The sequence below is a fragment of the Pseudomonas sp. SCT genome (genome assembly GCF_003864275.1).
Lineage (GTDB): Bacteria > Pseudomonadota > Gammaproteobacteria > Pseudomonadales > Pseudomonadaceae > Stutzerimonas > Stutzerimonas stutzeri_AE.
Window position 1 is genome coordinate 152463 of sequence record NZ_BDJA01000004.1, and the last position, 23216, is coordinate 175678.

A 23216-nucleotide genomic window follows, 5' to 3' on the forward strand; every position below is an offset into this window, starting at 1 on the left:
ATTGCGGCTTCTGGAGGGATTCGATGTACCACGGTGAACGCTTCAATGCCTGGACGCACCTGGTCGGTGCGCTGCTGGCCTGTCTGGGCGCCATTTGGCTGCTGGTGCTGGCGGCGCTCGACGGCGAGCTGGCGAAGATCGTCAGTGCCGCGATCTACGGCCTCAGCCTGATCCTGCTCTACAGCATCTCGACGCTGTACCACAGCCTGCGCGGGCGGGCGAAGGTGGTCATGCGCAAGCTCGATCACCTGTCGATCTATCTGCTGATCGCCGGCAGCTACACGCCGTTCTGCCTGGTCACTCTGGCCGGCCCCTGGGGCTGGACGCTGTTCGGCATCGTCTGGGGCCTGGCGGTGATCGGCATGCTGCAGGAGATCAAGCCGCGCTCCGAGGCGCGGGTGCTGTCACTGGTGATCTACGCGGTGATGGGCTGGATCGTGCTGGTGGCGGTCAAGCCGCTGCTGGCGGCGCTCGGCGGTGCCGGCTTCGCCTGGCTGCTGACCGGCGGCATCTGCTACACGGTAGGCATCGTGTTCTTCGTCTTCGACGACCGTTTCCGCCACTGGCACGGCATCTGGCACATCTTCGTGATGGTTGGCAGCCTGCTGCACTTCATTGCGATTCTGTTCTACGTGATCTGACTCAGCGTTGTTCGTCCAGCGCCGCCGCGCTGCCGAGCACGGCTTCCAGCTCGCGCGCCGCGGCGCGCAGCCGCGGCACGAACTCCAGCAGCTGCGCCATCGAGCAGCGAATCACCGGTGCATGGCTGAACAGGCAGGCCAGCAGCTCGCCGTCGGCATCCCGCACCGGCACCGCACAGGCGACCATGCCGTCGATGAACTCCTCGCAATCGGTGCCGAGCTGTTCTTCACGCACCCGCGCCAGATCGTCACGCAGCGCGCTGAGGTCAGTCAGCGTGTTGCGCGCCATCCGTTGTAGCGGCAAGCGCGGCAGCACCCGCTCCAGTTGCTCCGGCGGCAGCGAGGCCAGATAGAGCTTGCCACTGGCGGTGCACCAGAGCGGCGTGTGGCTGCCAATGGGCAGGTTGATCTGCAGCGGCCAGTTGGTCTGCACCCGGTCGAAATAGAGCATGTCCAGCCCATCCGGGATGGCCAGCCCGCAGGTTTCACCGATGGCTTCGGAGAGCTGGCGCAGGATCGCCTGGCGCAGCGCGTTGTGCCGGCTGCTGCGCAGGATGTTCAGCGCCGCGACGTGCAGGCGCTCGCCCGGTAACAGCCCACCGCGCAGGCCGAACTGCAGGAAGCCTTCCTTTTCCAGCGTCTGCACCAGCCGGTGCGCGCTGGCCTTGGGAATGTCCAGCCGTTCGGCCAGGGCCGTCGGGCTGAGCGGCTCCTTCGCCGCCGCAACCGCCTCGATGATTTCCAGCACGCGGGTGATGGAGGAGCCTTTCTCGCGGGGAATGCTGCGCATCGTCTGCCTTGTCGTTCGATGAGATGAGCGCCCCGCAGGGCGCGCACGAGTGTAGCGACCGGCACCATCTGTGCAACGGTGCCGCGCGGGTTACTTCATGGTCGGCATGGCGAACTCGGCACCGGCGCGGATACCGGTGGGCCAGCGCCGGGTCACGGTCTTCATCCGGGTGAAGAAGCGCACCCCATCCGGGCCGTGCATGTTCAGCGGGCCGAACACCGAGCGCTTCCAACCGCCGAAGCAGTGGAAGGCCATCGGCACCGGGATCGGCACGTTGACGCCGACCATGCCGACCTTGACGTTTTCCTCGAACTGCCGCGCGGTGTCGCCGTCGCGGGTGAAGATCGAGGTGCCATTGCCGTATTCATGGTCGTTGATCAGTTGCAGCGCCTCGTCGAAGCTCTTCACCCGCACCACTGCCAGCACCGGACCGAAGATTTCCTCGCGGTAGATGCGCATGCTCGGCGTGACACGGTCGAACAGCGTCGGGCCGACATAGAAGCCGTTCTCATGGCCCTCGACCTTGATGCCACGACCGTCGCAGACCAGCGTCGCGCCCTCTTCCACGCCCAGATCGATGTAGCCGCTGACCTTCTGCTGGTGCTCACGGGTCACCAGCGGGCCCATGTGCGGCTCGGGCTCGATGCCCAGGCCCGGGCCGGTGCGCATCTGGCCGATCTCGTCTTGCAGCATGCCGACCAGCTTGTCGGCCACCTCGTCACCGACGCACACCGCCACCGAAATGGCCATGCAGCGCTCGCCTGCCGAGCCATAAGCCGCGCCGATCAGCGAGCTGACCACCTGCTGCGGATCGGCATCGGGCATCACCACCATGTGGTTCTTCGCCCCGCCCAGCGCCTGGCAGCGCTTGCCGTGGGCCGACGCGGTTGCATAGATGTATTCGGCGATCGGCGTCGAGCCGACGAAGCTCACCGACTGCACGCGCTCGTCGGTGAGCAACACGTCCACCGCTTCCTTGTCGCCGTTGACGATGTTCAGCACGCCGGCCGGCAGCCCGGCTTCGGCCAGCAGCTCACCGAGCAGCATGGTCGCGCTGGGGTCCTTTTCCGAAGGCTTGAGGACGAAGGTATTCCCGCAGGCGATGGCCACCGGCAGCATCCACAACGGCACCATGGCCGGGAAGTTGAACGGGGTGATGCCGACGCAGACGCCCAGCGGCTGCATCAGCGAGTTGGAATCGATGTCGCGACCAACATTGGAGGAGAACTCGCCCTTGAGCAGGTGCGGGATGCCGCAGGCAAACTCGACCACCTCCAGCCCGCGGGTGACTTCGCTCTGGGCGTCGGAAAAGACCTTGCCGTGTTCGCTGGTGATCAGCCGGGCGACGTCGTCGCGGCGCCGTTCGAGCAATTCCTTGAAACGAAACATGACCCGCGCGCGCACCAGCGGCGGGGTCTTCGACCAGCCGTCGAAGGCTGCCTGAGCGGCGGCGATGGCCTCGCGGGTTTCGTCCGCCGAGGACAGCGAGACGTACAGGCGCGGCTCGCCGGTGGCCGGGTTGTAGACGGTGGCGTGGCGTTCGGAGCGGCCGGCGACGGCCTCGTTGTTGATCAGGTTGCCGAGGGTCTGCATGGCTTCACTCCTGGTTCCAGACGGTTTCGTAGAGGTCGATGATTTCCGCTTCCGTGGGCACGCGCGGGTTGTTGCCCGGCGAGCCGGAGGCCAGCGCCTGGCGCGCCATGGTCTCGCGCAGCTCGAAGAAGCGCTCGCGGCTGATGCCGAACTGTTCCGGGCTCGGCACTTTCAGTTCCTGATTGATCGCGCGCAGCTCGGCGAGCAGCTTGTCGTTGGCTACCTCGACGCTGTCGGTTTGCGCGGCGACACCCATCGCCCGCGCGCAATCGGCGTAGCGCTCGGGCGCCGCGGGAATCGAGAAGGCGGTGATCGCCGGCAGCAGCATGGCGTTGGACAGCCCGTGCGGCACATGGAAGAAGGCACCGATCGGTCGGCTCATGCCGTGCACCAGCGCCACCGAGGCGTTGGAGAAGGCGATCCCGGCCAGCGTCGCGCCAAGCATCATTGCCTCGCGCGCGGCGCGGTTGCCCGGCTCGTGGAAGGCTGCGCGCAGGTTCGGCGCCAGCAGACGCATGGCTTCGAGCGCCTGGGCATCGCTGTAGAGGCTGGCCTTGCGGCTGACATAGGCCTCGATGGCGTGGGTCAGCGCATCGATGCCGGTGTCGGCGGTGACCCGCGGCGGCAGCGAGAGGGTCAGCTCGTAATCGATCAGCGCGGCGATGGGCATGAAGCCGAGGCCCGCGCAGAGCATTTTCTCGTCGCTGGTTTCGTCGGTGATGATGGTGAAACGCGTCGCCTCCGAGCCGGTGCCGGCGGTGGTGGGAATGGCGATCAGCGGCAGGCCGGCTTCGCTGACGTCGCGCGGGAAGCGGTAGTCGCGCATCTCGCCGCCGAACTTGCCGAGGATGCCGATGGCCTTGGCCGAATCGATCGGGCTGCCGCCGCCGAGCGCAACGATGGAGTCGAAGTCGCCCTGGCGGACCATTTCCACCCCGGCGCGGATCGAGGCAGCGGTTGGTTCGGGCAGGGTATCGGCGAAGCACTGGCTGGCGATACCGGCTTCTTCCAGCTGACCGGCAATGCGCGCGACATAGCCCAGCTCGACCATCATGCGGTCGGTGACGATCAACGGGCGATTGCAGCCCAGCTCCTTCAGCACGCGGGCGAGTTGCTGGCTGGCGCCGGCGCCGACTTCCATCAGGCGCGGCAGGACGATGCGATGACTCATGGGCACTCTCCGAATGTGGACTGCCTGACGAAGCGGCAGCTTCTTATTTTGAGACTATACGTCTCACTATAAACCGGAGAGTAGGTAGGGCAGGCAGCCGCCGTCAACCTGAAACGAGACCTTTCGTCTCAGGATTAGGGGGTGTGCTTAGGGAAACAGGATCAGCGAGTGCTCAGACGATCGCGAAGCTGAGTCGATTGCTGCCGCAGGCGATCACGCGCCGACAGCACATCGGCCCGCGCCTTTGCATCCAGCTCGTCCATATCAGCCTCGACATTGAGCAGTACGGCATCGACGCAGGCGCTCAGCAACAACACCGCTGCCTCGACATCACAGCGCAGCGCCGGCTCGACCATCGGCAAGGCGTGCTCGGCGATGCCCAGCGCCTCGACGCAGGCATGTGCCGTCGCCAGCGGCACTGCACAGGCCTGTCGCGACAAGTCAGGCTTCCGGTCTTCGTCGTCCTTCAGATAGTCGGAAAAGACCGCAACGTCATCATCGGCAAAGGCACCGGGACGACCAAGCAGCGAGCGGGCTTCGGCCAGCAGCGCCTCGCAAGAAGCACCGCCATATGCCGCGCTGACCCGCAGCGCCTTGATGATCAGCGCCACGGCCAAGTCAGCGCTGACTGCGGTAACCGCACCGCAGCCGGGCAACGCACGCTCGGCCACGGATTGGCGAAACTGCGCGAGGCTCAGCTGCCAGAGCCCCTGCCCCGCGCCCGGTCGGTCGGTTTCGGCCATCAGGCCGACTTGGCTCCGTCCCAATGCAGCAACACATCGAGCATGCGGTTGGAGAAGCCCCACTCGTTGTCGTACCAGGCCATCACCTTGACCAGCTCGCCCTGCACGCGGGTCTGGCTGAGGTCGGCGACGCAGGACGCCGGGTAGCCGTTGAAGTCGCAGGACACCAGCGCTTCCTCATTGCACTCCATGACGCCGGCCGGCAGCTTCTGCGCCCCGGCACGCAGGATGTCGTTGATTGCCTCGACGCTTGCCGGCGCGTTCTCGGCGATGAAGGTCAGATCGACCAGCGAGACGTTCGGCGTCGGCACCCGCACCGAGAGCCCGTCCAGACGCCCGGCCAGCTCCGGCAGCACCAGGCCGATGGCCTTGGCCGCACCGGTGGTGGACGGAATCATCGACAACGCCGCGGCACGCGCGCGGTAGAGATCGCTGTGCGCCTTGTCCAGCAGGTTCTGGTCGTTGGTGTAGGAGTGCACGGTGTTGAGCAGGCCCTGACGGATGCCGACCGCCTCGTGCAGCACCTTGGCCAGCGGCGCCAGGCAGTTGGTGGTGCACGAGGCGTTGGAGACGACGCGCTGATCGCCCAGCAGCTGGTGATTCACGCCGTAGACCACGGTCAGGTCGCCGCCATCCAGCGGATGCGAGGCGAATACGCGACTGGCTCCGGCCTGCAGGTGCTGCTCGATCATCGCGCGCTTCTTGAACTTGCCGGTGCACTCGAGCACCACATCGACATTCAGCTCCTTCCACGGCAGCTGGGTCGCATCGCGTTCGGCCAGCAGGCGGATCGCCTGGCCGCGCACCACCATCGACTCGCCCTGCAGCTCAACCGGCTCGGGAAAACGACCAAAGGTCGAATCGAAGCGGGTCAGATGCACCAGCGTCTTGTGGTCGCTGAGATCGTTGATCGCGACCACCTGTACCCGATCCTGCAACCCACGCTCGAACAGCGCTCGTACGACGGCGCGACCGATACGTCCATACCCGTTGATGGCAATACGTAGCATGCAAATCTCCTCGGAGGGGGGTGAAAGTCTGTCGTTAGCTTAGGCGGAGTATCCACCCTTGCGTTCATCGCGGACCGACCAGGATCAATTAACTAACGAACCCATGTGCCGTTGACCAGTCGTAAACCTGACAGAGCGGTCGTGCAGCATCGGCCGCGACCTGAGACGAATCAGGGGGTACATGGCATGAGCGAGACAACCCGAACACCGTGGTGGAAGGGCGCGACCGTTTATCAGATCTACCCGCGGTCGTTTGCCGACAGCAATGGCGACGGCATCGGCGACCTCAACGGCGTACTGCGCCATCTCGATCATCTGCAGCAGCTGGGCGTCGACGCCCTCTGGCTGTCGCCGATCTTCCGCTCGCCCATGGCCGATGCCGGCTACGACATCAGCGACTATTGCGATATCGACCCGCTGTTCGGCTCGCTGGCCGACATCGACCGGCTGATCGCCGAAGCCCATGCCCGCAATATCCGCGTGCTGCTGGATTTCGTGCCCAATCACACCTCGGATGAGCATCCCTGGTTCGTCGAGTCGCGCAGCTCGCGGGACAACCCCAAGCGCGACTGGTACATCTGGCGTGACCAGCCGAACAACTGGCGTGCCGCGCTCGGCGCCGGCAGCGCCTGGACCTGGGACGAGCACACCCAGCAGTACTACCTGCACCTGTTCCTCGCCAAGCAACCGGACCTCAACTGGCGCAACCCCGAGGTGGTCGAGGCGATGCACGACGTGCTGCGCTTCTGGCTCGACCGCGGCATCGATGGCTTCCGTATCGACGTCATCCACTGCACCGGCAAGGACTTAAGCTTCGCCGACGACCCGCGCTGCCAGGCCGGCCAACCGCTGTCGGACTTCAACGATCAGCCTTACAGCCACGAAGTGCTGCGCGGTCTACGCAAGCTGGTCGACAGCTATCCCGGCGACCGCATGCTGGTGGGCGAGGTGAACATCCGCTCCACCGAGCGCGTGTTGCAGTACTACGGCGCCGGCGATGAGCTGCACCTGGCGTTCAATTTCAACCCACTCGACGCGCCCTGGGACCCGGTGCTGTTTCGCACCTGCATCCGCGAGGTCGAACACTGGCTGCAACCCGCCGGCGCCTGGCCGACCTGGGTGCTGTCGAATCACGACAACGTGCGCCAGCGCAGCCGTTACCGGGGCTCCGAGCGCGCCGCACGGGCGGCTGCGGTGCTGCTGCTGACGTTGCGCGGCACGCCGTTCATCTACCAGGGCGAAGAATTGGGCCTGGAGGATGCGCATATCCGCGACGAGGCGCGCATCGACCCGGGCGGCCGCGACGGCTGCCGCGCGCCGATCCCCTGGCAGGCCGAACCGCCCCACGGCTGGCAAGGTGCGGAACCCTGGCTACCCTTCCCGCCTGATGCCGCTGAACTGGCTGCGGAACGGCAGACCGGCGCAGCGAATTCGATATTCGCGCTCTACCAGCGCCTGCTCGCCGCACGCAAAGCCAGCCCGGCGCTGCATCACGGCGACTTCGAAGAATTGGCCTCGCACCCCGAGGTACTGGCCTATCGCAGGCAGCACGGCGATGACTGCCGACTGGTCTGCATCAACTTCTCCGAGCAGCCCCATGCCCACCCGCACGCAGGCGACTGGCACGTCGAGATCGCCAGTGACGGGGTCGGAGAGAACGCGCCTTACAACGGCACCCTTAACCCGGGGCAGGCCGTTGTGCTGCGCCCAATGGAGAACTGAGCATGCGTCCACTCTGGTACCGCAACGCGGCGATCTATCAGATCGACCCCACGCTGTTTCGTGACAGCAATGGCGACGGTTGCGGCGATCTGCGCGGCATCACCGAACGGCTCGACTACATTCGCGGCCTCGGCTGCACCGCCGTATGGCTCATGCCGTTCTATCAGTCGCCGTTCGAGGATGCCGGCTACGACATCAGCGATCACCTGCAGGTGGACGAACGCTTCGGTGATCTGGCGGACATCGTCGCGCTGCTGGAAAAGGCCGAGGAACTGGGCCTGCACGTCATCATCGAGCTGGTGGTGCAGCACACCTCCATCCAGCACAAGTGGTTTCAGGAGGCGCGCCGCGACCGCAACTCGCCCTATCGCGACTACTACATCTGGGCCGACGAGCCCGACGACTTCATGGAGCCGATTTTCCCGACCGTCGAAGACAGCATCTGGACCTGGGACGAGGAAGCCGGCCAGTACTACCGCCACCTGTTCTACAAGCATGAGCCGGACCTCGACCTGACCAACCCGCGGGTCATCCACGAGATCGAGCGGATCATGTCGTTCTGGCTGCGCCTGGGCGTTTCCGGTTTTCGCATCGACGCCGCGGTGCATATGGTGCGCCAGGCTGGCGGTGGTGAACTGGAGAAGGGTTACTGGCTGCTCGAGCACATGCGCGATTTCGTCACCATGCGCCGCCCGGAAACCGTGCTGCTCGGCGAGATCGATACCGATCCGGACAAATACGTCGAATACTTCGGCGACGAAGCCGACCGCGTCACCCTGCTGCTGGATTTCTGGACCAACAATCACCTGTTCCTTTCCCTGGCGCGGCAGCAGGCCGAGCCGCTGGTGCGGGCACTGAACAGCCAACCGCTGCCGCCCAGCCATTCGCAATATGCGCTGTGGATTCGCAACCACGACGAGCTGAGCCTCGACCGCCTGGAAGAGGATGAACGCAACGAGGTGATGGACACCTTCGCCCCCGACGAGAACATGCGTGCCTACAACCGCGGTATTCGTCGACGCCTCGCGCCGATGCTCGATGGCGATGAGCGTCGCATCGCCGCTACCCATGCCCTGCTCTTCTCCCTGCCTGGTACGCCGATCATCCGCTACGGTGAGGAAATCGGCATGGGTGACGACCTCGATCGCCCTGAGCGGTTGGCCGTACGCACGCCGATGCAATGGTCCAACGAGCCCAACGCCGGCTTTTCCTGCACCAAAGGTGAACTAGCCGCGCCGGTGATCGACGAAGGCCCCTTCACCTACGAGAAGATCAACGTGTTCGCCCAGACCCTGCGTAGCGACTCGCTGATGGCGCGCACCGGCAACATGATCCGTACGCGCATCGGCCTGCGCGAAATAGGCATCGGCAAGCGCACGACCGTCGAGGTGAACGACCCGGCGGTGTTCGCCATTCGCCACGACAACGGCTCGACCGTACTCATGCTGGTCAATCTGGCGGATCAGGAAACCACAGTGGAGATCACTGACGACGACCTGCAGGACATGGTCGATGTGCTCGCCGACTGCGACTATGACCAGCCGGAAGGCACGCCGCTGAAAATCCGCCTTGGCCCGTATGGCTACCGCTGGCTGCGGCGCAAACAGCAACTGTTCGGATGAGGGCTGCAGGATGATTCTCGACGCTACGCAGTGGCGCGCCTGGCATGGCGACGAATTTCCCGAGAACAGCTGGTATCGCGACGATGAACAGCTGTGCGCCATCGTCGGCGCACCCAGGGTCGATCTGATTTCACGCGAGCGCTATGGCGATTTCATCCTACGCTTCGAATACGCCCTGCCGGTGGGAGGGAATTCCGGGGTGTTCTACCGCGTCGACGAGAGCGCCGACCTCGCCTGGCACAGCGGACCGGAGATGCAGCTGCTCGATGATGAAGTTCATCCCGACGGTGCCGAGCCGACCACGCGCAACGGCGCCCTGTACGGGCTACTCGCCACGCAGCAGGCAACCCCGATCGAACCGGGCAGTTTCATGGAAGGTGCGCTGAAGCTACGCGGTGCGGACGTCGAGCACTGGCTAGGCAATCGTATGGTGCTGAGTTATCGCCTGGACGACCCAGCCTTGCACACGCGAATCGAATCCAGCAAGTTCGCCGACAAGCCGCTGTTCGCCCAGGCGCAGACCGGACATATCGTGCTCCAGCACCACGGCGAGGCGGTGCGCTTTCGCCGCCTGTCGATCGAACCGCTGAGCTGAACGCCGACCTTGGATCGCCGCCGCGAATTGAGCGAGAATGCGCGGCTTTCCCAGGCTGCGAAACGCAGTGACGGCAGAAGCGCCCCGGCGCCTAGCGTCAGGCAAGCCGCGGCCGCCCACGCTTGAGGTAGCGTTCGTGGAACAGCTGAAAGATAAGATTCGCAGTCAGGGCATCGTGCTTTCCGACCGGGTACTGAAGGTCGACGCGTTCCTCAACCATCAGATCGACCCGGTGCTGATGCAGGCGATCGGCAAGGAATTCGCCCGCCTGTTCCGCGACGAAGGCATTACCAAGATCGTCACCATCGAGGCCTCCGGCATCGCACCGGCGGTCATGGCCGGCCTGGAGCTGGGCGTGCCGGTGATCTTCGCGCGCAAACACCAGTCGCTGACCCTGCAGGACAACCTGCTCACCGCCACGGTCTATTCGTTCACCAAGCAGGTGGAGAGCACCATCGCGGTTTCGACCCAGCATCTGTCTTCGAACGACCGCGTGCTGATCATCGATGACTTCCTCGCCAACGGCAAAGCCGCCAAGGGGCTGATCTCGATCATCAACCAGGCTGGTGCCTGCATCGCCGGCCTCGGTATCGTCATCGAAAAAGCCTTCCAGGCCGGTCGCCAGGAGCTGGAAGAAGCCGGCTACCGCGTCGAGTCGCTGGCCCGGGTCGCCTCGCTGGCCGATGGCCAAGTGCAATTCATAGACTGAGTGCAATTCATCGACTGAGCGGCGCCGCCTCGCCGCGCCATAGCGGCACCAACGCGCCCTGCGTGCCTGCCAGCGGATCGCTGATGGGCACGCCGACCCGGGCGATTTGCTCGCGCGCCGCGTCGTGGGTGGCCGCGTCCGGCCGCTGCATATCGTACTGCTGATCGACCGGATAGCCGGCCACTACCTGAAAGTCCTCACTCGCCTGCAGCGCGCAGTGCCCGGTCCCGGCCGGAAGCACCACGGCATCGCCAGCTTTCAGCTCGACCTCCTGTCCATGCTCACCGCCCAGCATGACCCGCGCCCAGCCGCTGGCCACGCCGAGCACCTCGTGGGCGGTGGAGTGATAGTGATGGTAGTCGTAAACCGTCCCGCGCCAGGCGGAAGGCCAGAGATGACTGTCGAACAGCCGTTCGAAGGCTTCGGCCGGAGTCGGGCCGGCCAACGGCAACTGACGATAGATCAATACGGGGTGCGGGCTGTTGGGCGTGCGTCCGTCACTGGCTAGGCGCAGCTGCTCGGGTTGTGGTGCGGAACTGGGCATGCAGGACTCCTCCGTCGCCATGGAATCCGACCGGTCGGCCGTACCGAGTTCGACTCAAGCCCTACTCACTTTGCTCCCCGCAGAAACGACAAAGCCGCCCGAAGGCGGCTTTGCTGGTGACGCTTGGCGCTCGATCAGAGGCCGGACATGTGCTGGATGGCGGCCTTCAGCTCGTCATCGGAGCAGTCGCCACAGGTGCCCTTCGGCGGCATGGCGTTGATACCACTGATCGCGTGCTTGAGCAGACCGTCCAGACCACCGGCGGCATCGGCACGCGCCGACCAGGCAGCGTTGTCACCGGTCTTCGGTGCGTTCAGCAGACCCGAACCGTGGCAGGCAGTGCAGAACTTGCCGTACACGTCGGAACCGCTACGAGCGGCACCACCAGCGGCTACGGCAGCGCCGGCACCAGCAGCGGCACACTCTTCACCTTGAATACATACGCTACCCACCGGCTTGAGGCGCTCGGCGATTGCTTCGTCGGTCGCAGCCTGGGCGCTCATTGCCCACAGGGCCAATACGGCAGTCTGTGCTACCAGGATCTTCTTAATCAGGTTCACCTTACACCCTCATTGTGGCTAGACACGCCCGCGGCCACGGTATCGCGAGCGGCGGTCAGTATAACGGCAAGCCATGCCGGCCGAAACAATACGAAAGGCCCGGCGATTCTCCGCGACGCTTTGTCGCATCGCAACTTTCGTACAAATCGAGGCCGATACGGTTAAAAGTTCGCCGGCGTCGTTGCACTGATCAACCTGGCTGGCGCGTCGAACGGATTGCGAAAACGATGCGGCTTGCTGCTCTCGAAGTAGTAGCTGTCGCCGCTTTCCAGCACATATACCTGACCGTTCACGGTCAGTTCCAGGCGGCCCTCGACCAGCATTCCGGCCTCCTCGCCCTGGTGCGAGAGCATGTCCGTCCCGGTATCCGAGCCAGGCGGATAGGTTTCGGCGAGAAAGGCAATGGCGCGCCCGGGATGCGCCTTGCCAACCAGCTTCATGCTCACCGCGCCGTCGGAGATGTCGATCAGCTCGCTGCCCTTGTAGACCACCTGGGTGTCGCTGTCCTGATCGAAGTCGGGCGAGAAGAATTCGACCAGCGACATCGGGATGCCGCTGAGCACCTTCTTCAGCGAACTGATCGAAGGGCTGACGCTGTTCTTCTCGATCATGGAAATCGTGCTGTTGGTAACGCCGGCGCGCTTGGCGAGTTCACGCTGGGACAGACCCTTGAGCTTGCGGATGGTTTGCAGTCGAACGCCAACGTCCAATACGGGAGCCCCCTTTCAAGAGCGATGCGAAGAGGGGGCTATCATGGCTACAGCGTTCAGAATTTACAACACCGCCTCCGGACGTCTGGTCGCCCGGCACACGCGGCTTAGCCGGCCTTCAAAGCACCGGGCCAGCAAGGTCGGGCATGGCAGCGATGACGGTGATCTCCACCCGCACATCCGGCGAATACATCAATGCCTGGACGGTAGTGCGTGCCGGCGCGGTACCCGGCGTAATCCAAGCGTCCCACACCTCGTTCATCCCGGCGTAATCGGCGGCGATATCCTTGAGGTGGATGGTTGCCGAAAGCAGACGGGCCTTGCTGGTTCCCGCCTCCGCAAGCAGGCGCTCGATGCTCGATAGCGTTTCGCGGGTCTGCTCGCGGATATCGCCGCTCAGGTCGTCAGCCAGTTGCCCGGACAGATAAACCGCGCCGTTGTGGATCACCGCCTCGCTGTAGCGGGTTTCAGTGTGCAGCCGCCGGATGGGCATGTTTACGTGTCTCCTTGTGCTTGCCGTAACGGAAGATATCCAGCCCGTCGGTACTGATTTGCGGACGCTTGGACGCGAGCAGATCAGCCAAAACCCGGCCGGAGCCGCAGGCCATGGTCCAGCCCAGCGTGCCGTGACCGGTATTGAGGTACAGGTTGCGATACGCGGTGGCGCCTATGATCGGTGTGCCATCGGGCGTGGCCGGTCGCAGGCCGGTCCAGAATACTGCTTCCGCCGGATCGCCGCCTTGCGGATAAAGATCACCGACGACCATTTCAAGTGTTTCCCGACGGCGCGGGTTGAGCGACAGGTCGTGCCCGGCGATCTCCGCCATGCCACCGACACGGATGCGCTGATCGAAACGGGTAATGGCGACTTTGTAGGTCTCGTCGAGCACGGTCGACTGCGGCGCCATTGCCGGGTCGCTGATCGGCACGGTCAGCGAATAGCCCTTGAGCGGGTAGACCGGCGCGCGAATGCCCAGCGGCTTGAGCATCTGCGGGCTGTAGCTGCCGAGCGCCAGCACGTAGCGGTCCGCGGTTTCCAGCTTGCCGTCGATCCAGACCCCGGCGATGCGGTCACCGGCATGCTCCAGGCGCTGGATGTTCTGCCCGAAGCGGAACTCGACACCCAGTGCCAGCGCCATCTCGGCCAGCCGTGAGGTGAACATCTGGCAGTCGCCGGTCTGGTCGTTGGGCAGGCGCAGGGCTCCGCTCAGCTTGTGCGCGACTTTCGCCAGGGCCGGTTCGACACGACCTATGGCGGCGCGATCGAGCAACTCATAGGGCACGCCGGAACGCTCCAGTACGGCAATGTCCTTCGCCGCGGCATCCAGCTGGGCCTGGGTGCGGAACAGCTGCGTGGTACCGAGCTGACGGCCCTCATAGGCGATACCGGTTTCGGCGCGCAGTTCGTCGAGGCAGTCGCGACTGTACTCGGACAGCCGCACCATGCGCTCCTTGTTCACCGCATAGCGCGCCGCCGTGCAATTGCGCAGCATCTGCGCCATCCACAGATACTGGTCGACGTCACCGGTGAGCTTGATCGCCAGCGGTGCATGGCGCTGCAACAGCCACTTCATGGCCTTGAGCGGCACGCCGGGCGCGGCCCAGGGCGAGGCATAACCCGGCGAGACCTGACCGGCATTGGCAAAACTGGTTTCCATCGCGACGGCTGGTTGCCGATCGACCACCACCACCTCGAAACCGGCTCGCGCCAGATAGTAGGCGCTGGCCGTACCGACCACCCCGCTACCCAATACCAGTACACGCATTGCAGCCTCCCGCCCGCTCGAACGGACTTTTCCGGATCACTATTGAAGCGGAGTATAAAAAGGCAGAGGCAGTGTTATTCACCATATAAAAAGCTATCTTTGGCCTTTATTCACGCCAAACGCGCTTTATTCGGAGGGCATATCCCTTGAGAACCCGCCATCAGACACGCCGCGAACTGGACAAGATCGACCGCCATATCCTGCGTATTCTGCAAGCCGAAGGACGCCTGCCTTTCACCGAATTGGGTGAGCGCGTCGGCCTGTCGACCACGCCCTGCACGGAGCGGGTGCGACGGCTGGAGCGCGAGGGCATCATCATGGGTTACTCCGCGCGGCTGAACCCGCAGCATCTGAAGGCGGGCCTGCTGGTCTTCGTCGAGATCAGCCTGGCTTACAAATCGGGCGACATCTTCGAGGAGTTTCGCCGCGCCGTGCTCAAGTTGCCGCACGTGCTCGAATGCCACCTGGTTTCCGGTGACTTCGATTACCTGGTCAAGGCGCGGATCTCGGAAATGGCCTCGTACCGCAAATTGCTCGGCGACATCCTGCTGAAGCTGCCCCATGTGCGCGAGTCGAAGAGCTATATCGTGATGGAGGAGATCAAGGAGTCGCTTGACCTGCCGGTGCCGGACTAGAGCGTCCGGGTGCGTATCCGGACGTACTGCGAGAAGCCAGCCGCGCCACCGTCGGTCCAGCTCGCCTTTGCCCCGCAGCACCGCTCCGGTCTACCCTAGAAAGATGCAGACCTTTCATGACACTTCAGTGAATCATCGTGCATCCGCCTCGAACACCAGCGACCATGCACCTTCCTACTATGCCGCGAGCGTCAACCGCGAGCTATCCTTCGAGCCCCTGCAGGGCGAACAGCGAGCCGACGTGTGCATCGTCGGTGGCGGCTTCTCCGGCCTCAATACCGCCATCGAACTGGCCGAACGCGGCCTCAGCGTCATCCTGCTGGAAGCGCACCGCATCGGCTGGGGCGCCAGCGGGCGCAATGGCGGCCAGCTGATCCGCGGCGTCGGCCATGACGTCGAGCAGTTCACCAACATCCTCGGTGAAGAAGGTGTCGACGAGCTCAAGCGCATGGGCTTCGAAGCCGTGGACATCGTTCGCCAGCGCATCGAGCGCTACGCCATCGACTGCGACCTGACCTGGGGCTACTGCGACCTCGCCACCAAGCCGCGACACCTGAAAGGCTTCGACGAGGAATACTCCGACCTGCTGCGCCTCGGCTATCCACACCCGCTGCAGCGCGTGTCGCGTCCCAACCTGGCCACGGTGGTGGGCTCGCAGCGCTATCTCGGCGGTCTGCTGGACATGGGCTCGGGACACCTGCACCCGTTGAACCTGGCGCTCGGCGAGGCCGCTGCGGCGCAATCGCTAGGCGTGCGCCTGTTCGAACAATCGGCGGTCGAGCGCATCGAGTACGGCCCGCAAGTAGCGCTGCATACCGCCCAGGGCGTGGTGCACGCGGACAACCTCGTGCTGGCCTGCAACGCCTACCTCAATGGCCTGCAGCCGAAGCTGGCGGGCAAGGTGCTGCCAGCCGGCAGTTACATCATCGCCACCGAGCGACTGCCGGAACCGCTGCAGCGTGAACTGCTGCCGCAGAACATGGCGGTATGCGATCAGCGGGTGGCACTCGACTACTTCCGTCTCAGCGCCGATGGCCGATTGCTGTTCGGCGGTGCCTGCCACTACTCCGGCCGTGATCCGAAAGATATCGCCGCTTACATGCAGCCGAAGATGCTCGAAGTATTCCCGCAGCTGATCGGCATCGGCATCGATTACCAATGGGGCGGCATGATCGGCATCGGCGCCAACCGGCTGCCGCAGATCGGCCGGCTGCCAGAGCAGCCCAACGTGTTCTATGCCCAGGCCTATTCCGGACACGGTCTGAATGCCACGCACCTGGCCGGGCACTTGCTGGCCGAAGCGATCGCCACCCAGGAAAGCCATGGCTTCGACCTGTTCGCCCAGGTGCCGCATCCGACCTTCCCCGGTGGCCGGGCATTGCGTTCGCCGCTGCTGGCCCTGGGCATGCTCTGGTATCGGCTGAAAGACCGTTTCTGAATTTTCCGACGAAGCGCAGCGTCCAAGCCTTGATGAACGGACGCATATCGGAGAGACCTTGCGCGCTTACCTGACGCTTCTGCTGGCTCTGCTGCTGGTCGGCTGTGCCAGCCACCCTGCACCCAGTGAGTCCTATTCGGTGGCGCCGGATGCATCGCCGCTCGGACGACGCATCCAGCAGCTCGCTGCAGAGCAGCCGCACGGCTACTCCGGTTATCGTCTGCTAGCGGAAAGCACCGAGGCATTCACCGCCCGCACCGAAATGATTCGCGCGGCACAGCTCAGCCTCGACGTGCAGTACTACATCGTGCATGACGGCATGACCACCCGCGCGCTGATCGAGGAGCTGCTGCAGGCTGCCGACCGCGGCGTGCGAGTGCGCCTGCTGTTGGATGACACCACCAGCGATGGCCACGACTACCGCATTGGCACCCTGGCAGCACACCCCAATGTCCAGATCCGCGTCTTCAATCCGCTGCACCTTGGCCGCAGCACCGGCATTACCCGCACCATGGGGCGACTGCTGCACCTGTCGTTGCAGCATCGACGGATGCACAACAAGCTGATGCTGGTCGATGGCAGCCTGGCTATCGTCGGCGGCCGCAACCTGGGCGACGAGTATTTCGACGCCGATCAGGCCTTCAACTTCACCGATATCGATCTGCTCAGTGCAGGCCCGGTCGCCGAGCAACTGGCACAGAGTTTCGATCAGTACTGGAACAATCAGTTGAGCGTGCCCATCCAGCGATTTCTCTGGTGGCAGCCGAAACCCAGCCGGCTGGACAAGGCACGCAAACAGCTGCGTGACTACCTGCAGCAGGCGCGTCACGACAACAGCGAGCAGTACCAGCGGCTGATGCAGTACAAGCAGGATCCGCAACTGCAGCAATGGCTGGACGACCTCATCTGGGCGCCCGGCGAAGCGATGTGGGACGCGCCGGAGAAGCTGCTCGCCGAAGGCATACCGGCCACCTCACTGCTGCTGACGACCCAACTCGCACCGACCATGCAGACGGTAAGTCGCGAGCTGACCCTGGTATCGGCCTACTTCGTGCCCACGGACAGCGGCGTCGAGTATCTGGCTGATCGCACCGGCGCCGGCGTCACCGTGCGTATTCTCACCAACTCCCTGGAGGCCACCGACGTCCCAGCCGTGCATGGTGGCTACGCGCCCTATCGCGAGGCGATGCTGGAGCTCGGCGTACGCCTGTTCGAACTGCGCCGGCAACCGGAGCAGGAGCCGTCGTACAGCTTTCTCGGCGAGTCTGAGTCGAGCCTGCACAGCAAGGCGGCAGTGTTCGACCAGAATAAAGTCTTCATCGGCTCGTTGAACCTCGACCCGCGCTCCGTGCTGTGGAACAGCGAGGTGGGCGTTCTGGTGGAAAGCCAGGAGCTGGCCCGCGAGGTTCAGCGGCTTACGCTGGAGGGCATGTCGCCAGCGCTCAGCTACGAGGTACGCCTGGAGGAACGCGACGGCCGCAAGCAGCTGGTATGGATCGCCGAGGATGATGGGCGGTTGCGCGTGATCGACAAGGAACCGGGCGGGCTCTGGCGCCGCTTCAATGCCTGGTTCGCCGAGATCATCGGCTTGGAGAAGATGCTCTAGCGTTCGCGTCCGAACACCGCACGATTGCCCCGCGGCGCATTCGCTTCGGCATAAATCATTCTTTGGGGTGATACCACTTGGCCAGCGGTCCGTTAGGCTCAGGAACGCTGCTGCCACGCACGCATAGCTTCTATAAAAATAAAAAAGGAGCACGACAATGGACCGTTCCACTCGCCTCTGGCTATTGCTGATCCTCGCAATACTGCCCGGCTTCACCGAAGCGGCTCAGGCCGAACCGACCTCACCTCTGCAGAGCATGCAGATCCATGCCAACCGCGCCACCAGCAGCTTGCTGCTCTACCGCGGCGAAGGCTTCCAGAAAGCCCATCTGCTGCGCCTGGAGGAAGACATCCGCGCGCTGAACGCTGCCTTGCTGAAGGTCGCCAATCCCACCAGCGCGCTTCGCGAAAGCCATCTGGAACTGCAGACCCGGCTGCGGGAGGGTGCCAGTTTCGGCTACAAGGAAGACGACATGCCCTGGGGCTGGCCGCTGCAGATGAGCAAGGCATTGCGCGACTTTCTTACGGCCGCCCGCGCGCAGCAGGGCGCCGATGCAGAGGCGGAACTGCCGGCGAAAGTGGAGTACCTGGCCGTGCAATACCTCAGCCGCGCTTATATCGGCTCGTTCGAGATCGCCCGTGAACAGCCGGACACCTACCTCGGGCAGGACGAACGCAATCTGGTACCGGCCATCGACGCGCAGCTAGCCGGGCTGGACGGCAAGCGCGATCCCGCTCTGGCCAAGCTCAAGACCCGCTGGGATTTTCTCAAGGTAGCGCTCGAGGACATGAACAGTGCCAGCAACAACCTCACCACCGCCTCCGGCCGACCCTTCGCGCCGATCATGGTCGACCGTCATGCCCGCAGCCTCAGCGACCAGTGGATGGCCGCCAGACCCTGACCACGGTCAGCCGTGTGCGGCCGACTCGCGCAGACGCACCGGACCGACGCGCGCTTCGATGGCGAGGCGCAACGGTTCGCGCAGGCCAAGCGTGAAGCCGAGTTCAGCCGCGACGAACAGCGGGCCGATGATCAGCCCGGTAAGGTCATCGACGAAGGCCGGCTTGCGCCCCTCGAAATAGTGCCCGACGAACTGGATGATCCAGCCGAGCACGAAAAATCCCAGCCCAACGCCCAGCCACAACGCCGTCGTCGCGCTGGCAACGCGCGCGCCCAGCCATACGCACAGCAGCAACACCACGCTCATCAGCAGGCCATAACGCAGATCGAGGCGTAGATAGAACAGCGCCGCCGCGAGCGAGACCAGTGCGGCCGGGCTGAGCCATAGTCCAGCCACGTCGATGCCAGGCCGCGACAGCAACACGGCAACCGCCAGCACGATCAGCGGAATGCCGATGAAATGGGTGAGCAGGTTGCGCGGGTCACGATGATAGGCCGCGTACTGCGCCAGGTGATCGGTGAGGGTTTTCATTGGCGGCATCTCCAGATTTCGCGTCCGCCAAGCTTAGTCGGTCGGTGCGCTGCCGCCCTCGTCAGCAGCCAAGGCGATCACGCCAAGATCGAGGTTGGCTGCGCTATTCCTCGGGTCGATAACCCAGTCGCAGCCCGCCCCAGTGCCGACCATTGACCATGATCGGTACCGACAGATCGTGCATCAGCTCACCGGTATCGCGGCTGTAGGTCTGCAGCAATACCCGGCGCTGATGACTGCCACAACGCCCGCCGGTGCGATCGTTGAACAGGCGCTTGCTGCGGCTCTTGACCCGGTCGATTTCCGGATTGCCCACCGGCGGCTGGCTGAATGCGCGGTTGTGCGTCGGCACGTAACCTTCGGGCGTGGTGGCGATGGCATAGACCATCGCCGAATGCTTCTGCAGGAGCGGCTCCTGAACCGCCGGCAGCACCTCGTCGGCGTAGCGGTCGAAGCGGGTCTGGTACTTGACCGGATTGGTATTGGGCTGCGCCCGATAATTGCGATCGAACAGGTCATCGAGACTGACGCGTCCGGCGGCAATATCCGCCTCGAACCGTGCGGCAATCGCTGCCGCCCCCTGGCGAGCCAGATCGAACATCGCCTGGTGGTAGTCGTCGAGCTGCACCTCGGCCAGCTGTTCGCTGGCACTCTCGGCCTGCGCCACCAGTCGTTCCGCAGCCTGCTCGAGCTGCCGGGTCTGCTTTTCGCTGTCCAGCGCGTCGGCGCGCAACTGATCGAGGGCGACGAACTGACCGGTCAGGCGCTGATGGTTGTCGGCGGTGCCGGTGGTGATCTGCTCGACCTGGCTTTCGACGCTGCCGGCCAGACCGGCGATGCCACTGAGCTGCTCGCCGGTGGCGGCAATCTGTTCGGCAGCGGCATCCAGCTCGCTGCCCTGGCGCTGGATATAGCTGACTACCGCCTCGCTCTGCTGACGAATGTCGCCCACCATGCGACCGACTTCCTCGGTAGCACTGGAGGTACGCGCCGCCAGGCTGCGAACCTCATCGGCGACCACGGCGAAACCACGCCCGGCCTCACCGGCGCGCGCAGCCTCGATGGCCGCATTCAGGGCAAGCAGGTTGGTCTGGCTGGCAATGGACTGGATCACGTCGGTGATCCGGCGGATCTCTTCAGTGCGTGCCGAAAGCCCGTCGATCAACTCGCGGCTGGCGTGGGTCTGGGCACTGAGCTGCTGCATGCGCTCGATCGCCTTCTGCAGCTCCGCCTGCCCGGCATCGCTGCGCTGGCGTACCGCCTGCGCAGCGTCCAGCGTATGGCGGGCGCGCTCTGCGCTGTCCTGCTCGGTAGCAGCGATGGCCTGCGCGCCGTTGGCAATTTCGCTCACGGCCTGCAGTTGCGATTGCAGCCGACTGGCCAGCTGCTCGGCGCTGTAGGCGACCTGGGCAGCCGACAAGGCGTTGTGACAGGTGTTGCGTGAGAGGTTCTTGCTCAGTTCGGCGAAGGCACGCGGCGTATCGTCAGCGCTCGCTGCGTCAGCATTCGCCGCCAGCGATGCACTGAACCAGGGCCAGAGCGCTGCGGCGAGCAACAGTATCGCCGTCACTGCCAGCGGCGGAGCCAGCCAGTAATGCACAAGCAACAAAGCTATGATCAACGCGGCGTGGAACGCCACGAGCTTGGGATGGCGGTAGGCGGGGCTCATGGACGGCCTCTTGTTCTTGTCGGATCGATCCGACGTTGTACCCATAGCCCCGGATAAAGAACAGTAGTGCCTTAGTAGCAACGTGCCGTCATCGGAGGCTCACTTCAGGCTTAGCGGCCGCTCCCGCACAAACTGAAGCCGTCCCCCCCACCCACCGGTCGGGACATCCGTCACCGCAGCGCGGCGGGCTGATCGGCTGCGGTCAGCGGCAGCGATAGCTGCACGCGTCGACGCAACCAGGGGCTAGGACGGTAACGCGCCTCGCCGCCATAGCAGCCCTGCATGGCTTGCAGGATGGCAAGGATTCGCGCCGCACCGTAGTGCTCGGCGAATCCCAGCGGGCCTTTCGGATAACCCAGCGCCAGGGTGACCGCGCGGTCCAGCGTCTGAGGGTCGGCAATGCCCTTCTGGGCGATCTCGCAGCCCAGATTGACGATGCTCGCAACCACGCGCTGGCTGACGAAGCCGGGCGAGTCGTTGATCACCTCGACCGGCACACCATCGCTACCCAGCGCTTGCCGTGCCTGCGCTTCAATCGCCGCAGCAAGCGCTGGCTGACGCATCAGCACCCGGCGTCGGTCGAAATCGCAGAACTGGTCGAGCGCGACAGAGCGCTCCGCTGGCAAACCAAGCCGGGCGATCATGCTGCTGGCATCCTCGCCCAAGGGAGTGATCAGGCAAATGGCGCGCGCCGATGGCACCTCGCCCGATTCAAGCTGCGCACCGGCCGCCTGCAACAAGGCTGCCAGCTGCGAACGCAACGCCGGATCCTGACTGTCCAACCAGAACGGCCGCTCGATGCGGACCGGCGAGAACTGTGGCTCCGGCGTACGGATCTGCTGACCCTTCTCGTAGCGGTAGTAGCCCTGCCCGGTCTTGCGTCCGAGCAACCCTGCGGCAACCCGCTGCGCCGCCTGATACGACGGCGTATAGCGCGGATCCTGATAGAACTGCTGGTACACCGACTCCATCACCGCATGGGAAATATCCAGCCCGGTGAGATCGAACAGCTCGAAAGGCCCCATGCGAAAGCCCGGCCCGTCGCGGAGGATGCGGTCGATCTGCTCGGCATCGGCGATGCCCTCGGCGAGAATGCGCTGGGCCTCGGTGCTGTAGGCGCGACCGGCGTGATTGACCAGAAAACCGGGGGTATCCGGGGTGATCGCCGGAAAATGCCCGGCCTCTTCGGCCAGCTTTACCAGCCGCTGGATGACCTGCGGATCGCTGCGCTCGCCGCGCACCACCTCGACCAGCTTCATCAGCGGCACCGGGTTGAAGAAATGAAAACCCGCCACCCGCCCCGGAAGCCGACAGGCAGCGGCAATACGCGTGACCGAAAGCGAGGAGGTATTTGTGGCAAGGACCGCGTCCTCGGCGAGCAGTGCTTCCAGTTCGACGAACAACGCCTGCTTGATCTCGAGATTCTCGACGATCGCCTCGATCACCAGATCGCAACCGGACAGATCGGCCAGCGCGGGGGCCGCCTGCATGCGCGCAAGCGTGGCGTCCAGCTCGGCAACGCTCAGCCGCCCCTTGGCCACGCCACGCTCGAGCAGCTCGCGGTTGAAGCGCAGCGCGTCACTGATCGACTCACTGCGTGAATCGTGCAGCCACACCTGCTTGCCGGCGCCGGCGAACAGTTGCGCGATTCCGCGACCCATGGCTCCTGCGCCGACGACGCCGATACGCTCAAACATGCAAACCTCCTCACGAGCAATGCGATATTTCGCAGTGCGGAATAAGATTCCATCGAATTGACCGTGAGCGTAAAGACTGCCAATCTCCAGCGCAAGTCAGCCAGCGAACCGCTCGTTCATGTCAGATCAGCCCTATCCCGCCGCGACACTTCAGCAGGTTGAAAGCTCGTTGACCGGGTTCTTCCAGGACCTCGGCTGCCGCCTGAGGGAGTACGGTCCGGAGCGCGTGGTCGTCGAGCTGCTGTTACAGCCGCGCCACCTGAACAACGCCAGCAACCTGCACGGCGGCGTCACGGCTACCCTGCTGGACGTGGCGATGGGGCTCTGCGGAACCTGGGTCGAACAGCCGGAGCAGCGTCGCGTGGCGACCACGTTGTCGATGAACGTCAACTTCAGCGCACCGGCGCCGGTCGGCAGCCGCATCCGTGCCGTGGCCGTCTGTCGCTCCGCGGGCCACAAGGTATTTATGGCCAGTTGCGACCTGCTCGATGAACAGGATCGGTTGCTGGCGTTCGGTGAAGGCGTCTACAAGCGCGGCAAACTGCGCAACGAGCTGCCCTGAA

At 64.4% G+C, this 23216-nt stretch carries 23 protein-coding genes; 10 read left to right on the forward strand and 13 right to left on the reverse strand.

What is annotated here, in order from left to right:
- The first annotated feature begins 23 nt into the window (after nucleotides 1-23).
- Nucleotides 24-641: a hemolysin III family protein gene (locus BHD08_RS11820; RefSeq protein ID WP_015278437.1), complete on the forward strand. Its 618-nt coding sequence runs from the start codon at nucleotides 24-26 to the stop codon at nucleotides 639-641.
- A 1-nt stretch (nucleotide 642) separates the two neighbouring features.
- Here the strand turns inward: BHD08_RS11820 and BHD08_RS11825 are convergent, their stop codons facing one another.
- The 5 genes from BHD08_RS11825 to gap form a co-directional block, all read right to left on the reverse strand.
- A complete protein-coding gene (locus tag BHD08_RS11825) occupies nucleotides 643-1431 on the reverse strand; it encodes an IclR family transcriptional regulator (RefSeq protein WP_015278438.1) in 789 nt (262 codons plus the stop codon).
- 90 nt (nucleotides 1432-1521) lie between these two features.
- Nucleotides 1522-3024, reverse strand: a complete 1503-nt coding sequence (locus BHD08_RS11830) for a CoA-acylating methylmalonate-semialdehyde dehydrogenase (protein ID WP_125022467.1) — start codon at nucleotides 3022-3024, stop codon at nucleotides 1522-1524.
- Nucleotides 3025-3028: 4 nt separating this feature from the next.
- On the reverse strand, nucleotides 3029-4195 hold the full coding sequence (locus BHD08_RS11835) for an iron-containing alcohol dehydrogenase (RefSeq protein WP_125022469.1): 1167 nt from the start codon (nucleotides 4193-4195) through the stop codon (nucleotides 3029-3031).
- Between the two features lie 161 nt (nucleotides 4196-4356).
- Nucleotides 4357-4938, reverse strand: coding sequence for a cyclodeaminase/cyclohydrolase family protein (locus tag BHD08_RS11840; protein ID WP_125022471.1), 582 nt, complete (start codon nucleotides 4936-4938; stop codon nucleotides 4357-4359).
- The gene (gene gap / locus BHD08_RS11845) at nucleotides 4938-5948 is read right to left on the reverse strand and encodes a type I glyceraldehyde-3-phosphate dehydrogenase (RefSeq protein WP_015278442.1); all 1011 of its coding nucleotides are present in this window, start codon (nucleotides 5946-5948) and stop codon (nucleotides 4938-4940) included. Before gap ends, BHD08_RS11840 begins: the two co-directional genes overlap by 1 nt.
- Before the next feature lie 186 nt (nucleotides 5949-6134).
- On the opposite strand from gap, the gene BHD08_RS11850 reads away from it, so the two are divergent.
- From BHD08_RS11850 to BHD08_RS11865, 4 genes are all read left to right on the forward strand, one after another.
- A complete protein-coding gene (locus BHD08_RS11850; protein ID WP_015278443.1) occupies nucleotides 6135-7670 on the forward strand; it encodes an alpha-amylase family glycosyl hydrolase in 1536 nt (511 codons plus the stop codon).
- A 2-nt stretch (nucleotides 7671-7672) separates the two neighbouring features.
- The gene (locus BHD08_RS11855; protein WP_015278444.1) at nucleotides 7673-9292 is read left to right on the forward strand and encodes an alpha-amylase family protein; all 1620 of its coding nucleotides are present in this window, start codon (nucleotides 7673-7675) and stop codon (nucleotides 9290-9292) included.
- A 10-nt stretch (nucleotides 9293-9302) separates the two neighbouring features.
- Entirely contained in the window at nucleotides 9303-9887 is a 585-nt protein-coding gene (locus BHD08_RS11860) for a DUF1080 domain-containing protein (RefSeq protein WP_015278445.1), read from the forward strand.
- Between the two features lie 136 nt (nucleotides 9888-10023).
- Nucleotides 10024-10596: a xanthine phosphoribosyltransferase gene (locus tag BHD08_RS11865; protein ID WP_015278446.1), complete on the forward strand. Its 573-nt coding sequence runs from the start codon at nucleotides 10024-10026 to the stop codon at nucleotides 10594-10596.
- Between the two features lie 7 nt (nucleotides 10597-10603).
- Here BHD08_RS11865 and BHD08_RS11870 read toward each other — a convergent pair whose 3' ends face one another.
- From BHD08_RS11870 to dadA, 5 genes are all read right to left on the reverse strand, one after another.
- Complete coding sequence (locus BHD08_RS11870) at nucleotides 10604-11140, reverse strand: cupin domain-containing protein (protein ID WP_125022473.1); 537 nt, start codon at nucleotides 11138-11140, stop codon at nucleotides 10604-10606.
- 134 nt (nucleotides 11141-11274) lie between these two features.
- Nucleotides 11275-11700 carry a cytochrome c5 family protein gene (locus BHD08_RS11875; protein WP_015278448.1) on the reverse strand — a complete coding sequence of 142 codons (426 nt, stop codon included), beginning with the start codon at nucleotides 11698-11700 and terminating at the stop codon, nucleotides 11275-11277.
- 161 nt (nucleotides 11701-11861) lie between these two features.
- Nucleotides 11862-12410: a cupin domain-containing protein gene (locus tag BHD08_RS11880; protein WP_015278449.1), complete on the reverse strand. Its 549-nt coding sequence runs from the start codon at nucleotides 12408-12410 to the stop codon at nucleotides 11862-11864.
- A 118-nt stretch (nucleotides 12411-12528) separates the two neighbouring features.
- Nucleotides 12529-12903, reverse strand: coding sequence for a RidA family protein (locus tag BHD08_RS11885; protein WP_015278450.1), 375 nt, complete (start codon nucleotides 12901-12903; stop codon nucleotides 12529-12531).
- A complete protein-coding gene (gene dadA / locus BHD08_RS11890) occupies nucleotides 12878-14176 on the reverse strand; it encodes a D-amino acid dehydrogenase (RefSeq protein ID WP_015278451.1) in 1299 nt (432 codons plus the stop codon). The genes BHD08_RS11885 and dadA overlap by 26 nt, the downstream gene beginning before the upstream one ends.
- 146 nt (nucleotides 14177-14322) lie before the next feature.
- On the opposite strand from dadA, the gene BHD08_RS11895 reads away from it, so the two are divergent.
- From BHD08_RS11895 to BHD08_RS11910, 4 genes are all read left to right on the forward strand, one after another.
- Nucleotides 14323-14811: an Lrp/AsnC ligand binding domain-containing protein gene (locus BHD08_RS11895; RefSeq protein WP_003295466.1), complete on the forward strand. Its 489-nt coding sequence runs from the start codon at nucleotides 14323-14325 to the stop codon at nucleotides 14809-14811.
- 103 nt (nucleotides 14812-14914) lie between these two features.
- A complete protein-coding gene (locus BHD08_RS11900; protein ID WP_015278452.1) occupies nucleotides 14915-16249 on the forward strand; it encodes an FAD-binding oxidoreductase in 1335 nt (444 codons plus the stop codon).
- Between the two features lie 58 nt (nucleotides 16250-16307).
- A complete protein-coding gene (locus BHD08_RS11905) occupies nucleotides 16308-17855 on the forward strand; it encodes a phospholipase D family protein (protein WP_125022475.1) in 1548 nt (515 codons plus the stop codon).
- Between the two features lie 157 nt (nucleotides 17856-18012).
- Nucleotides 18013-18756: a hypothetical protein gene (locus BHD08_RS11910; protein WP_125022477.1), complete on the forward strand. Its 744-nt coding sequence runs from the start codon at nucleotides 18013-18015 to the stop codon at nucleotides 18754-18756.
- 6 nt (nucleotides 18757-18762) lie between these two features.
- Here the strand turns inward: BHD08_RS11910 and BHD08_RS11915 are convergent, their stop codons facing one another.
- From BHD08_RS11915 to BHD08_RS11925, 3 genes are all read right to left on the reverse strand, one after another.
- Nucleotides 18763-19287 (reverse strand): DUF962 domain-containing protein, encoded by a 525-nt coding sequence (locus BHD08_RS11915; RefSeq protein WP_125022479.1) that lies wholly within the window; start codon nucleotides 19285-19287, stop codon nucleotides 18763-18765.
- Between the two features lie 103 nt (nucleotides 19288-19390).
- Entirely contained in the window at nucleotides 19391-21001 is a 1611-nt protein-coding gene (locus BHD08_RS11920) for a methyl-accepting chemotaxis protein (protein ID WP_375708252.1), read from the reverse strand.
- Nucleotides 21002-21126: 125 nt separating this feature from the next.
- Entirely contained in the window at nucleotides 21127-22653 is a 1527-nt protein-coding gene (locus BHD08_RS11925; protein ID WP_125022483.1) for a 3-hydroxyacyl-CoA dehydrogenase, read from the reverse strand.
- Nucleotides 22654-22771: 118 nt separating this feature from the next.
- Here BHD08_RS11925 and BHD08_RS11930 point away from each other — a divergent pair, with 118 nt between their 5' ends.
- Nucleotides 22772-23215, forward strand: a complete 444-nt coding sequence (locus BHD08_RS11930; RefSeq protein WP_125022485.1) for a PaaI family thioesterase — start codon at nucleotides 22772-22774, stop codon at nucleotides 23213-23215.
- The last annotated feature ends 1 nt before the right edge of the window (nucleotide 23216 follow it).